Genomic DNA, 16,425 nt, shown 5'->3' with positions numbered 1-16,425 from the left:
GGGCATCCTCGAGTTGTTTCTGTTTGGAAATATCGTGTATTATTCCATTAATTATCAGTCTTGTGCCCTGTTTAATTAGTTTGGCTGATATTTTGCAATAAATAAGTTTATCGGAGCTCTGGCGCAGTTGGCACTCCATGTCTGACACCTGATCCTGTTTTTTTAATGAATTCCAGAATTTGTTATAAATGTTTTCATTCTGGAAAATAAGCTTCAGAGATTGTCCTTCCAGTTTATCTGCAGCATCATATTCAAGCAGATTAACCAGGGTGAGATTTGTTTTTATGATTTTACTGTCTGTCGAATCTGCTTGAAAAATCCCATAAGGGAAATTCATCAATATATACTGATACCGCCGTCGGTTTTCTCTTAAAGATGACTCAATAAATTTTCGCCTGTGAATATCTCTTGCTACTATCAGCAGTTCATCGCGGCTTTTCTCCGAAATTTTTCCTTCAAAATATCGATATTCGTCGGTCAAACACATAATCCTGAAGGAAACAAGGTTATTGATATCATTCCATTGTATATCGTTATTAAGTGAAGAGGAGATCATTTTCTGCAATCTCTTTCGGTCATCAGGATGGATGTAGTTCAAACAGGGAGTGTGTAAAAGTTGGTCTGAAGGGTATCCGGTTATTTCTATGAAAGCTTCGTTGGCAAAGGTAATAATAGGTTTGTTGGAAGCAGATACGACGATTATAGGGTCTTTGATAATATTAAGGGTTTGCTCGTTATGAAGGTTAACCTGAGAGCTTAAGTTCATTTCTTGAATAAACCGAATGGTTTTATTTTCCTCAGGAATAATTTTTTTCCTCTCATTAATGTAGAATATGAGCATTACGCTCCAGAGTATGAAAAAAGCAGCCAAAATTATATACAACATTATTATGGATATTCTTATGATGAAAAAAGGGTCACTCAAGGCTATGTTTGTCTAGGAAATTTAACATTTTCCAGGAGCTGATAGGTTTGACAAAGTATCCGTCGCATTCTTCAATAACCGAGGCAAGATAATGATCAAGGTCTTTACTGGATGTAAGCATACATATGACCGCTTTATAATTTGTGGCCAGTGCATAAGAATATTTTTTTTCCAGATCTCTAATTTCCAGCAGAACATCAAATCCATCTTTATCCGGCAGGAAAATATCCAACGTAACAAAGTTATAGGGTTGTTTTGTTTGCAAGGCATGTTCAAAGGCCGCTACGGCTTCTTTTGCTGTCATCGCGGAATGAATTATTCCACGGTCTTTTAGTATATACTGCAATTGTTTTACACAAACAGGGTCATCCTCTATTAATAAAACCTTCATTACCGCCCCCCCCATTATTATATGTGTGATATGCAATATTATATATATTAAAGATAATAAAATAAAGATTTCTCAAAAAACGGAATAAAAAATTTGTAAAATAAAAAATTTCCATTAAAATATAATATAAAGCAGGTGAAAAAATGAGCGCAAAAAAATTAGTTATGGTTGTCGAAGATAATGGAGAATTGGCAGACCATGTCACCAATATCCTTTTGAAAACTAAAAAATATGATGTAATTAACGCCTATGATGGTCAGCAGGCATTGGAATTGTATCAATTGCATAAACGCTTTTTAGGAATTGGCGAAAGCAAGATAAAAGCGATCATTCTTGATATTAAAATGCAGGGAATGGATGGACTGGAATTTTTGCGCAGAATGCGTTATGACGAAAAAACGAAGCCCAAGATACCTGTAGTAATTCTTTCTGCCTATGAAGACAAGGATAAATGGATGACAGCAACACATAGTGAATACGGAGCGGTTTGCAGCTATTTGAAAAAACCATTTAATCGTAATGAACTTTTAGATACACTGGAGAGGATATTTAAGGGAGAGTCTCAGCGCATGATCGCCGAGACTGTTGAAAAATGCTACGAAAAGCTGGAAGGATTTTTATCCGATGAAATAAATAAAAGTGAAAAAGATAAAGACGCTTCCGCATCAGCTTCAGAGCATTTCACTGGAACAGAAGAATCTGTGGTGCCTGCCAAACCCAGGAAACTTCGGGTGATGATCGGTACGCTTTATAATTACCGGGGTATACTGGCGAATGTAAATAATTATTCCGTAAACAAGATTTTTTTAATATTGCCGGAGATTATGGATAGTCATTCCAGTAAATCGCTGGCCACATTTAAAAATAGTCTGTCCCCCGATGTTGAAATAGTTACAAAGAGTTCAATCAAGTATAAGGATATGATTGAGATTAGCAGGGAAGTTGCCAGAATAATAGATAATCTTCCCAAGGAAACCGTTGTGTTTATAGACATATCATCAGGTGACAAGCTTATTACGCTGGGCATCCTTTTCGGTGCCTATGCCAGAGCAGAACGAATAAAGTATATATTATACCTGCCTGAAAAAAGTAATAAGGTAATTTGCCTGCCCAAAGTTGAATATGAAATTAATGATGCTCAGAAGAACCTGCTCAAAGCGATTATTAAAAAGCCCGGGATAACAACATTGGAGCTCGTAAAAAACCAGTCTATTTCACAGGGCCTGATCTACAAATATATTAGAAAGTTTCTGGAAATCAACGCTCTCAATAAGGAGAATGAGCAGCTTTTTATTACAGATCTCGGTCATTTATTGCTCATTTGATCTTCTGGCGAACTACTTCGCAGCAGGGAATGTGATGTATACTGAAGTACCTTTGTCCAGATCGCTTTTTATTTCTATATTTCCCTGGAAATGTTCTACCAGACGAAGCACTATGGATAATCCCAATCCCCGACCTTCAGTCGCCTTTGTGCTGTAAAAAGGTGTATAGACCTTGAGCAGGTCAGCTTCAGGAATACCGCGCCCCGTATCACGGATAATTATTTCCACAAACCTTTCATTATTAATGGTTTTATCCCTGGTTTCAACTACCAGGTTGCCTTTATTGTCCATTGATTCACAAGCATTTTTAATGATATTGATAAGGATAACTTCCAACTGATTTTTTACAGCAAAAATTTTTTCGCTGGCCTTAAGGTTTTTCTGTATTGCAATACCTGAAACAGGGTAATGTTCTAAAGCCAGGCAAATTTGTTCATTGATATCTACAGGGTATAACTTATCTGTTTTTGTCAGAATTGTCATAGAAGCTGCTGCATCTATAATCTCCTGTATTCGTCCGGCCTGTGTAAGGATAATAGAAGTTAAGGAGGTTAAGGTTTTTGCATTGGGCTTATCAGAAAGAATTTCTTCTGCTTTTCCAATTATCAGGGTCAGTGGTGTGCGTATTTCATGGTTGTATTCCTGTATAAAATTGTTCATACGTTCAAGCTCGGCTGTCTCCAAGAGCTGCCGCTGATTATCATAAATAATTTTTTGGTTTTTGTTGAAAATTTCACGTATATTTTCGTAAGGTTGTAATAGTTCCAGAATAATACAGGATATTTCCGATATCATAGATAAAATATGAGTGTCTTTGGAATTGTATGCGTCTTCAGACAGCTTTTTACCGCAATTAATAAATCCAACAATTCGTTTCTCGGTATGCAGTGGCAGCAGGAAGTTTTTTGGTTCTATACCGGTTTCGATAATTATATTACGCAACTCTTCACCCACTGTTTTGATATCTTTGTTTGAGTTGAATATTTTCAATAACTTTTCTACAAAGGGTTTTGATACCGGATATTTGACACTTGTTGCACAGGAAACAAAAGACCATGTTGAATCATTATTATCCTGCTGCAACAGAAAGCTTTCCAGATTACTCAAACCTATGCTTTCTTTGAGATATTTTTCCAGAACATAAATAAATTTTTCAACTGAATCGACTTTTTTTAAAGCCAGAAACAAACGCTGAAGATGTTCTTCTGGCCTGTATTTATTGACAATCCATTTCGCGGTTGTCGGCGTTTGCAGCCACTCTCTGAATCTAGGGATAGTCAGTACCCAGAAAGTTATAAGCAACACTTCAAAAACCATATGCATAAAATAATTAAAATGAATGATTGTATGCACGATTAATAATGACAAGATCAGCGAACAAAAAATTATCATATATGCAACCGTCTTGGATATACTTATATGTATTTCAAACATTTCTTGTTTAACTATGGCAAAAGCAGCTGAAGAAACCAGAATCAGGATGGATAGTGGGCCGTAGTTAACGAATCCGGTAATATCCAGTAAAGGCAGGATAACATTAATAAGAATAACAGAAAATATAGAAAGTATAAATCCTGCGATGAAGACAACAACCCTGGTTTGATTGGGTTTGGTCAGCACATTATAGCGACGTATAATATTCCATATCCCAAAAGCGCAATAAATTAAAAAATATGCAAAAAACAAATAAAACAAAGGGCCGAAATTTATTTTTAGAACGCCATTTATAAATGACAATTTGGTAATGAAGCGGGTATTACTTGATATTATTATTATTATTATTAATGCAGGGATACAAAACCAGATCAGATTTTTTTTATTTCTGATAAATGGTCTTGGAAAATAAAAAGAAAATATCAGGAAGAACAACGCAAAAAATGTGCCGGACAGATAAACTGATAAAGAGAAACAAACATTTCCGGTAGCATAGAATAATACTATGCTGGCAATCCATCCTGATATAGAAAGGGATATAGCAAAAAATAACCGGTTAACGGTTTCTTTTCTTTGCAAGAGCACAAACAAACCTATTCCCAGTGTAATAATAATCGTTAAAACTTGGATTGTTGTTATCATTTATTTAGAATTTGATTCCATGACGCTATTGAGCATATCTTTAATTATACATTGATTGGTATTTAATATTAAGGCCGAAGGAAATACCAGGGTAAGCATAGTTTGCCCGGCTGTTATTACCAGAAAATTCCAATTGGGGAAAAAAGAAAATTTTCCTTTGAAAATTTGATCGACGGAATTATATTCAAAGGATTTTATTTCAAAAATATTCGATTCAGCCAGGAAGCCGCATTTCAGCACTTTTCCCAGGGCTTCTTTGGCAGTCCAGATTGCAGTTGTATAGACATCTAAATGCTTTTTTGATCCTGAAATCAGGTTGTTTTCCTTTTCGGATAGAAAAGATGAGATGATAGAAGTATATTCAATATTAATATCCTCCACATCCAGGGCCATTGGGTAAGCAGTTGGAAAAACAAATGCACCGGCAGTTGATCCGCAATGGCTGATGCTTACTTCAAGATCAAGGTGACGGGATGCTGATAAAAGCGGCTGGCCAAATATCCCATTTTTTATTTCTGTTTCCTTGAAGTATATTTTTTTTAATGATGAAATCGCAGTCTTGGCGCAATAACGGCCCAGAAGATAGGTCTGACGTCGTGATGCATGAAGGAGATCGTTAAAAACCGATTGTTCATTAGACGACAGAAAGTATGTTTTATTTGCGCAGATTATATCAAAATCCGCTGATGGAGCCAGACAAAGACTGGCATCAATGGTTTTCGTTTTATTTAAGAACTGCAGCTTTAGAGGGTTTATATCCAAATTATGTATTCCCGGTTTAAACCAGGACCTCAACTTTTTCTTTTACTGTTTTACTATTCATAGTGTTGTTGAATAAGCCACTTTGCTGCATGGTTTTTATCATCTCTATTATTTGTTCCCTTCCGACCTTTTGCCAGGAAAAGCCAAAATGAGCCAGACAATTTTGAGTATACTCGGATGCAGCCATAAAACAAGTTTTACCCAGATGCGATTCGGCAATAAGTAAAATGTTTTCAATGTCCTGTTGATATTCTTTGTTATGATAGTTTTTTAAAATATAAAGGCAGAAGTCTGGAAGAGAGAGCGGTTGTATCCAGTTATAAAAAGTTTCTAAATAATGCCAGATATTTTTATCCATAAGTGTATTCGGATTGAAAATATGAAAGCAATGATGTGGAAGATGTTCCCTGGTGGACAAGCATAATAAGGCTTTACTTATCTCATCTACGGCAGACAAATTAAATTCAAAACAAGCTTCCGAATAATAATGACCTATTTTTAGAGCTGATGAAAAAAATGAATAAAACGCATTGCTGGCAATATTTTCTTGAAATTTGCCTGATGTTGAATGATTAAAAATGTTGCCAACTCTATAAATATAAGCTTTGAGCCCGTCCTTTCCTGCCTGTTCAATTCTTTTTTCCGCTTCCAGCTTGGAACGAACATAATTGTTTGCTATTTTTTGACCGCAGTCTTGATCAAATTCGGTGAATAAATAAGCGGGTGTATCTTTAATTTCTCCTATAGCCAGTCCCATGCTGGAAATATGATGTATGTCCTTGATTAAACCCTGTTTGGCAAAATCGATTAAAGCTTCAGTAGGGAGAACATTAGACTTATAAAACTGTTCATAAGGACCATAATGTCTTACATCAGCTGCAGTGTGATATATAGCTTCCACTTCAGAACACATTTTTGCATATAATTCAGAATTTATCCCCATTTCTGGTTGAGTTAGGTCTGAGCAAATTACCCTTAAACGTGATTTATAAATTTGATACAAATTGGGACTGAAATAATAATCCAGTTTTTGTTTGAGCCTTGCTTCAGCTTCATTTTGGTCTTTACCACGTACGGGCAGGAATATTTCACAATCTTTTTGAATGAGAAGTTCATAAAGAAGATGCGTGCCCAGAAAGCCGGTCCCGCCTGTAAGCAGAACTTTTTGATAATTTTTCTCTTGCCCTGTCACTGAGATTTTCATGCTGTTCACTTTTTGATAATAAGCTGCTTGTTTATCCGCAATGAGTATTTTTGTATCATGCTTACCGCTGGAATATTTTTTAAATCGTAACATGTTCAGATAAAAATGTTTTACTCTTTCCTGCAAACCCGCGGTTTTCGATGATTCAATGTGATTTGCCTGCTTGCGTATTGTGGGTAGTTCAAAAATCTGAGTAAGTCCCAGGTTACCATAAGGTTGAAGTTGTGATACCAGCTTTATAGCCAACAGAGAATTGCCCCCTATTTCAAAAAAGTTGTCATCAGGACTTATATTCTTGTTTTGCAAAATATTTTCCCAAATTTTACGGATTTTTAATTCTAAAGAGGTAAAGATAGCAGTTGATGTTATTTTTTTTATAGTTGAATCGGGTCTGGGTAATTGTTTTGTATCAATTTTACCGCTGCGATTCAAAGGGAAATTTTCCAGTTGAATAAAATAGGCCGGGACCATGTAAGAAGGTAACCTTTTACTTAAAAAATTTTTAATTTCTTTTCTATCAAGTATTTTTGTAGCTGTAAAATAAGCACAGAGGCGTTTGTCATTATTTCCGAATTCCAGCGCAGTCACAAACACATTGGTTAGCTGGGGATATTTTAATAAATAAGCCTCAATTTCCCCACATTCAATACGAAAACCACGGATTTTTACCTGATTATCAGCTCTGCCCATAAAAATGATTTCACCGTTTTCAGACCAGAAGCCCAAGTCGCCGGTTTTATATAATTTTTCAGTTTTATCCAAAGGATTATTAATGAATTTTTGGGTTGTCATGTCCGGACGGTTCAAATACCCTCTTGCCAGTCCATCTCCGCCAACAAACAATTCTCCAGGCACCCCTATTGGCATTAGCTGATTTGTTTTATTGAAGATATAAATAGCAGTATTATTAATGGGCCTGCCGATAGGAATGGGGTCAAAGGATTTATTCAGCCGAAAAAACGTACTTACCACTGTATTTTCGGTTGGGCCATAATTATTAATAATTTGATAATTGTTTTTGTTGTCGACATTTGTCAAAGCTTCCCCGCCAGTTAGCAATAGTTTTAATGAAGTGTTGTTTAATTTAACAAATTCTTTACAAATTTGTGTCGGTAAAAAACAAATATTGATAACATTTTTTTTAAAATAATTATTTAAAGAAATGGGGTCAAGTTTATTTTTTTCGGATAAAAGATGAATGACGCTTCCGTTAATTAAGTACGGCAATATTTCCCAAACAAATGCGTCAAATTGAAAATTCGAAAAACAGGCGGATATAATTTTATCTTTAATAGTAAAATAATTATTATGCCAGAAGCATAAATTAATAACTCCCTTGTGTTCAATCATTACACCTTTTGGTTTGCCGGTTGTTCCGGATGTATATATGATGTAAGCAAGGTCTGTAGATTTATTAATAACCGGCAGATTTTTTCCTGTATTTTTGCCGAATTCAATGTTATTCATAAATATAATTTCTGTACTTTTAAATGTTTCTGCTGATTTTTGCTGCACCAGAGTTTCTTTGCTCAAAAGAAAATGAGCAGCGCTGTCCTGAAGGATATCAGCAATACGTGCTTCCGGCAGGGTAGGATCAATGGGCAGATAGGCACCTCCGGCTTTGAGGATAGCCAGAACGGCTATAATCATTTCCAGCGACCGGTCAATCATCAGAGCAACAATGGAATCCGGTTTAACCCCTTTATCTCTCAAAATATGAGCATATTGGTTAGCCCTGGCGTTAAGCTCGGAATATGTCAAGCGCTGGTCTTCGAAAACTACAGCAATATTGGTCGGGTTAAGCTCAACCTGTTTTTCAAAAAGTTGGTGAATTGTTTTATCCTTGGGGTAAGGAGCTGCAGTGTTGTTGAATTCATGTAATATCTGCTTTTTTTCTTTCGGAGTTATCAGTTCGATATCTTTTAGCAGAGTATCAGGAGAACCATTTAATACTTGACGGAGCAGATGTAAAAAATGATTATTTATTCTTATAATTTTTTCAGGTTTAAACAGTTCAGTACTATACTCCCAACTAAGTCCGGTTTCCCCTGCTTGTTCATTGATTTCCAATGATAAATCAAATTTCACCCGCTTCACTGGTTGTTTAACGAAATTTACTTTAAACGGTAATTGTTCTAATATTGAAAAATCCAGCCGGTTATAGCTGAAGATTACGTCGAACAGGGGATTACGGTTATTTTCACGATTTAGTTTGAGCTCATTAACCAGTCTGTCAAAAGGATAGTCCATATAATCATAAACTTCAAACAGGCAACGGCGCAGTTCATTATAAAATTGTTCAATAGTCAAGTGATAGCCGGGCTTAATCGGTATGGCCAGAGTATTGGCAAACATTCCGATAATATTTGTTAATTCGGCGTATTTTGCCAGGCTGGAAATGGTTGAGCCAATGATTAGCGATTCCTGTTGAGAGTACTTGCTCAGAAGCAAAGAAAAAATTCCCATAAAAAATATATAAGGAGACAGTTTGTTCTTAACCGTGTACTCTTTAACCTTCTGAAACAATTTATCGTCTATTTTGAAATCCAGGCGTTCTCCGCTCATTGTCAACTTTGCCGGTCTGCTGAAGTCACTGGGAAAATTGAGTATGGGAATTTCAGTACTGAATTTGTCCAGCCAGAACTTTTCCTGAGCTTTAAAGGCAGATGAAAGATAAAATTGGCTTTGAGTATATGCATAGTCTTTATAGCTGAAATCTAGTGGTTCAGGATTATTTCCATTATAGAAGCAGATAAAGTCTTTAATCAGAGTATTCAAGGTCTGAGCATCGGTTATAATATGGTGTATATCAAATAATAAATAAACATTATTTTCATCTTTAACCAATTCCAATCGAAACAAAGGCAGACAATCAAGCCGGAAAGCTTTCTGGAAGCCTTCAAAATATTTTTCCATGCTCAGGTTTTTCAGAATGATTTTGTTTATGACGGGCATAACTGTTTTATGAATTTTTTGTACAATATTCCCTTCTATCTCATGAAAGCTTGTTCGCAGGCCTTCATGCCTGTCTATCAGTTTTTTTAATGAAGTTTTAAACCGCTTATAGTTCGGTTTTCCATCCAGCTTCAGGATCGCCGACAAGTTGTAGTTTGTCTGATCAGGGTTTATGGTTTGCAAAAAATATAAACGTTTTTGTTCTGAAGATACTTCATAATATTCTTTAGGGCCCGCCGCTATTAACTTGTTGCTGACATGATTGGAAATCAGTTGTTGGCCCTGAGCCGGAAGAATATGTTGTTCTTCGCCAGAGAAGGATAGGTTTTCCTTTTCCAGATTCGCCAGTTGTGAGGAAAAACAACCGGTCAGTATGTCGATTGTTTCTTCATCCAGACAATCACACCGATAATTCCAGAAACAGGTTAAAGTTTCCTGCAGTCTGATAACGTTAAGAATTATAGCAGTATCGCAATCCCCGGTTTTTAAAGCAAGCTGGTCCAGCTTCAAGCTATCCGATTCCAGAAGAGGTTGCTCCAGAAAAACAAAAACCAGATCGCTCAGACTTCGGACATTTGTTTGCTTCAGATCGTTAAAAAGTTTAATAACCTGTCTTCCCGGAAAGTCGGAATGGGCCATAATATTTACCAGTTCATTCTGAAAATGCCTGGTAAGTTTTGGTAACGATAACCCCAGCGGATGGTTTACCTGTAGCGGATACACATCTGCGAAACAGCCGGCGCATTCGACTGATTCCTTGAATAAGTGTTTGCGATTTGCTACCGGAGTATTGATAATGATTTCCTGCTGCCCGGTAACGGTTTCCAGAGAGTTGGCCAGCATAGTAATTAGTAAACTGGCTGGAGAAACCTGATGTTTTTTTGCAACCATAACTAGTTTTGTCACAACGGACTGTTCAATTATTTGTTCTCTGGTTTTAATAAGCGCAGATAAAGGATTTGCGGGCTTTATAACACTCACCGGCCAAGCGAGACGGGCATTCCAGCAGGATAGTTTGTTTTGCCAGTAATCTTTACCAGACTCAATAGATTTGTTTTGATCAAGCTGCCGTTCCAACCCTGCCAGATAATTAAAATAATTTTTCGAGGGCAAGGGATATTGCAGATTTTTCAAGAGACAGTTATACCAGGCTAGAATCTGACTGACCATAATTTCAGCACTTAAACCGTCTATAGCTGCATGAGCACAATAAAGCAACATGCGTACTTTGGAAAAGGATGTTTTAATGAGCAGACTATAAGCGAAAATGCCTTTTTCCATGTCAAAATCCTGAGCGCATAAATCCTTAATTAACCAGTCAATTTGGTTTTGCTGCTGCAATGGGTCGATGTTGCCCAGATCATGAATTCCATATCTGGAAAGTATATTTTGTGGTATATGCTGTTGAGGTAATCCTGAAACTTTATGGATGGCTGTTCCAAGAGTTTGAAACCTCAAAGGTATCTGGCCCAGTATTGTAGTCCAGAGATCCAGTCGTGCTGTACCGGAAACTGTAAAATCAATTAAAATATAAGGATGAAGACCCGTACGCTGTGTTTGTTCATAAAAAGTTTGTTGGAGAGGCAATAAATTGAAATTTTCATGTTTTATCTCAGTAGTTGAGCCAGATTGCGTCAGGTCCGTGCCTGCTGTCATTGTATCTATATGCTTTGCCATTTCTTTGATATTCGGATATTCATGAATTATCCCGGATTTTAAACTGATGCCCAGTTTGTCGGACAGTTCATAAACAAGCCTGAAAGCCTGCAGACTGCTTCCACCCAGTTCAAAAAAGTTATCTGTTATCTGAATATTATTTTTCTGAAATATATTTCCCCACATTGTAAGAAGAATTTTTTCGGTTTTTGAATCATTCCTTACAATTACAGTGTCAACAACGGAAGGATTAATATATGAAGAGACCTCTTTTTGAAGAGGTTCCTGATATGCTCCATTTAAATAATTCTGTATGAGTATATGCCTTTGCACTTTGCCGCTTGTGGTCCTGGGCAGAGACTTGATAAACAGAACCTTGCTGATGACCAGGTCCTGTTCCAGATAAAGTTCCTTAATTTTTTGGGCTATTTCTGAAGATTCTTCCGGTTTGTATCTTCCTGACATAAAGAATAATATTTCTTCTTTCTGGGTGTCAGGATTAAAGGTCCCGGCTATGGCCCATCCCTTGGAATTTTTTAACGAAAGTGTATCTGCCAGATTTTCCAGATCGCTGGCGTAATAATTTTGACCATTTATAAAAATAATATCTTTTTCCCTGCCCAGGATAAAAAGCCGGTCTTCCCATAAAAAACCGATATCACCGGTATTCAACCAGTTGTCAGCGGTAAAAGAGGTGATATTCTGTTTTTTATCCAGGTAGCCCGGTGTAATGTTGGGCCCGTTAAGCTGGATTAGTCCAACCCTACCTTGTTCCAGAGAAATGTTTTCATAATCTACAATCCTTAATTTGCATGGCTTTAGAATGTAGCCTACATCTACAATTTCAGACGAGAAACCATTCTTCGGTTCGCAAAATTTTATGGCATCGCCAACCGAGACCTTTCTGCGGTCTATGCAAATAGCCCGAAAAGCAGTTCCGGGTTTATTACAGGTTACAGCCAGAGTCGCCTCGGCAAGACCGTAGGTGGGGCAGATAGAAAATGAAGACAAACCATAGGTTTTCATGGTTTTCAGAAATTCGTCAGTAATTCTGCGGGAAATAGGTTCGGCGCCATTCAGTATTAAACGGATATTTTTTAAATCGGACTTAAAATCCGTAGGTGAAAAATATCGCAATGTATGTTGGAAACCGAAATTAGGCGAACCTAAAACTGTGGCTTTTAATTCGGCGGCTTTTTCCAGCCACAAGCCCGGATTCCTTACAAAAGTCGTTGTGAGTAAATGCGACTGGGTTAAACCATAAATAAACGGAGTCAGATGAAAACAGATAAGTCCCATGTCATGGCTGAGTGGTAACCAGCTTAAGAAACTGTCTTCTTTTGTGAGGCCCAGAGTATCATGTATGGTTTGACAGTTCACCATAACATTTTTGTGAGTAATTTTTATCCCTTTAGGCTGACCGGTAGAACCCGAGGAAAATTGCAGGTAGGCGATATCATCCTGTTCACTGGAAGAGATATCTGTTGAGGTTGTTGTTAATATTATTTCCTGGGGCGTTATGACCTTTGCTTTGATTTTTTTAGCCAGTTCCTGTGAATATTCATTAGTTGCTGTTTCCATGAGCGGCACTATGCTGTCTTTGGGAATAATTATCGCCGGATTATCCAGTATTTCAAAAATGTTACATAATTTTTTGTAATGCATTTCACTATAACGGATATTCAATGGAACAGGAATTATATTGCCCAGCAGACAACCCCAAAATATTTTTATAAATTCATAAGGGTCTTCGGCAATGATCATCAGGTGCGAGCCTTTTTGCAGTTGTAATTTTTTTTGAAGAAAGTTAAGAGTTTTTAAAGCTTCAACGAAGAATTCCTGGTAGGAAACGAATCTTTTTTTTTGAGCTGAATCGATAAAATTAAGGCCATTATTTATTAACCGGGAGGTGTAAAGCATAGTTTGTTGCAGGTTATTTTTTTTGGGAATTATTTTATAAGACTGGATAGCTGAAATGCCATATGTTTGTTCGGTGAAAACTTTTTTGTTCATAGAATTATCAAGCTCCTTTAATTAATCAGGTTTTCAATGACAGCAAGAGACCTATGCTGTTGGTATGAATAGATTATATATAATATATATAAAATTATTTAAAAAATAAATAAGTTATCAAAAAATAGCGGTTTCCACCCCATTGCAGGTTAAATATTTTTCCCTTAGACTATAAATTAAATATTTATACAAAGGAGCTTTTATTCATGACAAAAACTGCCGAACATCTGCCTCGCAAAACAGCAAAAACACTGGACCGAATACTCGGGAAGCAACTTAAAGTCCTGGATGACGGTTTTGTGCGTGTGGTAGATTATATGGGTAATGACGAGTCCATAGTTCAGGCGGCAAGAGTATCATATGGAGCTGGGACAAAAACCAAGCAATCGGACCGGCAGCTTATACGTTATCTGATGCGTCATCTGCATACCAGCCCTTTTGAAATGTGCGAGATCAAGCTTCATGTACGTGTTCCTATGGACTGCTGGAGACAATGGATACGTCACCGTACAGCCAATGTTAATGAATATTCTACGCGTTATTCAATTGCGATTGATGCTGCTTATCAGACAAAACCGGATGCCTGGCGTATGCAGGCATTGAATAATAAACAGGGCAGTGAGGGTTTTCTGGATAAAACCAAGGGCAAAGTTTTTACAGCTAACGAAAAAAAACTTCAGCAGATGTGTTACGCTGAATATAATAAGCGTATTGAAGCAGGAATTGCCCGGGAACTGGCTCGTAAGGACCTGCCGCTGGCGACATATACTGAGGCATACTGGAAGATAGATCTGCATAATCTTTTGCATTTTCTTTTGCTGCGTCTGGACAGCAAGGCCCAGTATGAAATACGTGAATATTCTCGCGTAATCGGAGAACAGATTGTAAGCCGCTGGTGCCCTTTTACCTGGGAAGCTTTTGAGGATTACTGGCAGAATTCTATATCGCTTTCCAGCGCTGACCAGAAGATGATAAGTGCCTTGCAGAAAAATAATAAAAAAGAAGCCTTAGCTGAGGCGGAAAAACTGGAACTGGTAAAAACCACAGACGGTAAAGTTAAGCCGACACTGGAAGGACTGGAACTGGAAGTGAAATTGAAAGCTTTACAGCTGACAGTGCCCTGGAGATAGTTTTAAAATATAGTTATATTCGGATGTTTCAGCTATCACTTCTCTGATATTTTTGAATGACTGATATTTGCGATTTATTATCTTCAGACTCGATATATTTAATATGAGCTATAAAATTATCTCTGTAGAAAAAAGCGTATTGGCAGGGATCAGGATAAATACATTTGAAGAAGCTTTTGCCTCTCCTGAAATTTTTCCTTTCATCAAAAAAATGGAGAGAATTTATAAAAATTACTATAAGAATTATTTGCCCCGCATTGAAATTGCTCTTAAAAACATCATCGCAACCCTGGAAAAGAGCGAAGATATCCTGACCTTTAATGAAATGTTAGCTGTAAGAAAGGAGTTGCTGAAGATAATTAAAATTTGTAGAAACACCGGCGGCAACATGGCCAACCAAATATACTCAATAATAAATGACAAAAAAGAATTGTTAACACCGGAAATGTATATGGAGTTTGTTCAGATATTAAAATTTTTAAGTCATGATATAAGCAACATGCTGCCCATACATACTTTAAATATGACACTTTATAATTTTGACGATCCGGCCAAATATAACAAAAGAATTGCGGAATATCCCAATACCTTGACAATGATGTCGGATATTTTAAGAAAAGTTTTTACCCCGGCTAATATTGTTTCACTGCAGCAGATAATATCTTTTCCTTTGGGGATCATTACTAACTTGAGCAATATCCGTTTGGAAAAGGAGCCCTTAAACGATCTTAATCCGGCCGGGATATGTCTGGTTTCATCAGGTCTGGTTCTCCTGAGGTTATATGGAGAAGACGGTTATCAAAAAGCTTTCAGGCAGAATCATGAACTGCAATTATTGTGGGGTTTGCATATAAATCCAACTCCGGAGGTTAGAAAAAATAACGAAGGAATATTCCTGCGAATAAACAATGATCAGATGTTGAAAACGTACCCTAATCTTTTTATATCCATTATTTATAACAGTATCAAGAACAGTTTTTTTGCCATGACCAGAAAACTAGGGGATGAAATGCTTGAAAGAGCTGATGGCGAAAACTTTTCGCAATTTCTTGAAAGGTTAAAAAATACAACCTTTTTAAACAAAATCAGGTTAAATATTGAACTTTCCAAAATGAGCGAAGATAATCTTTATTTGATTAAAATCAGGGATGAAGCGCAGGGTTTTCCTTTGAATAAAATTCTGGTTAACGCTCGCTCAATTATTAATGAACACGTTGAGAAAATTCTGGATTCTTTAAATTTTTATAATCATTTGTCGCTTAATGAAAGAATTAAGCGAGTAACCATTGAAAAGAGAAAAGAAATAATTGAAAAACTTGTAAGACGGACCGGACTCCGTAACAGAATTTTTGTGGGACAACTTTTTGACTGGATTGGAAATGGTAAATCTACCAATAGATGGCAGATTAATGATGTTATTGAAATGGCTTCAATATTCGGACTTTCCGGCCATGATTTGAAAGACGGAACAGAAAAGAAAAATTCCGGCTTCGGCCTTTTTGGAATTCGGTATTTAGCGCCTACAGCAGGTGTGGTTTATGCCAGTTACCTGATACCTGATGATAAAACCGGTACGGAAACCGATATAGCCTATCAATCACTTGCAGGTATTCGGCTGGCTGAAAGTAATATACGAAGCATACTGGATGAAAACGAATAATACTTTTTCGGTTCATGATATAATTTATTCATGCAGGATATTTGGCAATCACTCAGTCAGGATGCTGTTTTAAATACGGTAGAAAGAATAATAAAGGAAAAACTTTCCAATCTGTTAATTCCCAGAAACAGTTATGTTAATCGGGTTTATGAACTGCAAAAAGCTGCTGACAAAGAAAAAATTATTGTGAAGTTTTACAGGCCGGACCGCTGGAACAAGGAACAAATCCTTGAGGAACATACATTTCTGGGAAAATTGGCCGCAAATGAAGTTCCGGTTATCCCACCGCTGAAATATGATAACAATACTCTTTTTTTCTTTGATAATA

At 36.8% G+C, this 16,425-nt stretch carries 9 protein-coding genes; 4 read left to right on the top strand and 5 right to left on the bottom strand.

Going from position 1 to position 16,425, the window contains the following annotated elements; genetic code table 11:
- On the bottom strand, positions 1-886 hold an 886-nt coding region (locus tag PHV30_09095; protein MDD5457175.1), incomplete at its 3' end, for a PAS domain S-box protein.
- A gap of 31 nt (positions 887-917) precedes the next feature.
- Positions 918-1,316 (bottom strand): response regulator, encoded by a 399-nt coding sequence (locus tag PHV30_09090; protein ID MDD5457174.1) that lies wholly within the window; start codon positions 1,314-1,316, stop codon positions 918-920.
- A 143-nt stretch (positions 1,317-1,459) separates the two neighbouring features.
- Here PHV30_09090 and PHV30_09085 point away from each other — a divergent pair, with 143 nt between their 5' ends.
- Positions 1,460-2,641 (top strand): response regulator, encoded by a 1,182-nt coding sequence (locus PHV30_09085; GenBank protein ID MDD5457173.1) that lies wholly within the window; start codon positions 1,460-1,462, stop codon positions 2,639-2,641.
- Between the two features lie 12 nt (positions 2,642-2,653).
- On the opposite strand, the gene PHV30_09080 is transcribed toward PHV30_09085, so the two are convergent.
- Genes PHV30_09080 through PHV30_09070 form a run of 3 tightly spaced genes read right to left on the bottom strand, consistent with a single transcriptional unit; the run spans position 2,654 to position 13,307 of the window.
- Positions 2,654-4,717, bottom strand: a complete 2,064-nt coding sequence (locus PHV30_09080; GenBank protein ID MDD5457172.1) for an ATP-binding protein — start codon at positions 4,715-4,717, stop codon at positions 2,654-2,656.
- Positions 4,718-5,479: a 4'-phosphopantetheinyl transferase superfamily protein gene (locus PHV30_09075; GenBank protein ID MDD5457171.1), complete on the bottom strand. Its 762-nt coding sequence runs from the start codon at positions 5,477-5,479 to the stop codon at positions 4,718-4,720.
- 16 nt (positions 5,480-5,495) lie between these two features.
- The gene (locus PHV30_09070) at positions 5,496-13,307 is read right to left on the bottom strand and encodes an amino acid adenylation domain-containing protein (GenBank protein MDD5457170.1); all 7,812 of its coding nucleotides are present in this window, start codon (positions 13,305-13,307) and stop codon (positions 5,496-5,498) included.
- A gap of 206 nt (positions 13,308-13,513) precedes the next feature.
- Here PHV30_09070 and thyX point away from each other — a divergent pair, with 206 nt between their 5' ends.
- From thyX to PHV30_09055, 3 genes are all read left to right on the top strand, one after another.
- Entirely contained in the window at positions 13,514-14,437 is a 924-nt protein-coding gene (gene thyX / locus PHV30_09065; protein MDD5457169.1) for an FAD-dependent thymidylate synthase, read from the top strand.
- 103 nt (positions 14,438-14,540) lie between these two features.
- The gene (locus PHV30_09060) at positions 14,541-16,097 is read left to right on the top strand and encodes a hypothetical protein (protein ID MDD5457168.1); all 1,557 of its coding nucleotides are present in this window, start codon (positions 14,541-14,543) and stop codon (positions 16,095-16,097) included.
- A 30-nt stretch (positions 16,098-16,127) separates the two neighbouring features.
- Positions 16,128-16,425 (top strand): phosphotransferase (locus PHV30_09055; GenBank protein MDD5457167.1); only part of this gene is annotated, 298 nt, incomplete at its 3' end.

This window comes from Candidatus Margulisiibacteriota bacterium (assembly GCA_028715625.1).
In the GTDB taxonomy this organism is placed as follows: domain Bacteria; phylum Margulisbacteria; class Riflemargulisbacteria; order GWF2-35-9; family GWF2-35-9; genus JAQURL01.
Note: the sequence above shows the minus strand (reverse complement) of the source record. Positions and strands in the feature narration are given on the sequence as shown.

Excerpts from the sequence above, each read along its gene's own strand:
- thyX (MDD5457169.1), top strand. The coding sequence starts at position 13,514 with ATGACAAAAACTGCCGAACATCTGCCTCGCAAAACAGCAAAAACACTG.
- PHV30_09090 (MDD5457174.1), bottom strand. The coding sequence starts at position 1,316 with ATGAAGGTTTTATTAATAGAGGATGACCCTGTTTGTGTAAAACAATTG.
- PHV30_09070 (MDD5457170.1), bottom strand. The coding sequence starts at position 13,307 with ATGAACAAAAAAGTTTTCACCGAACAAACATATGGCATTTCAGCTATC.
- PHV30_09085 (MDD5457173.1), top strand. The coding sequence starts at position 1,460 with ATGAGCGCAAAAAAATTAGTTATGGTTGTCGAAGATAATGGAGAATTG.
- PHV30_09080 (MDD5457172.1), bottom strand. The coding sequence starts at position 4,717 with ATGATAACAACAATCCAAGTTTTAACGATTATTATTACACTGGGAATA.
- PHV30_09060 (MDD5457168.1), top strand. The coding sequence starts at position 14,541 with ATGAGCTATAAAATTATCTCTGTAGAAAAAAGCGTATTGGCAGGGATC.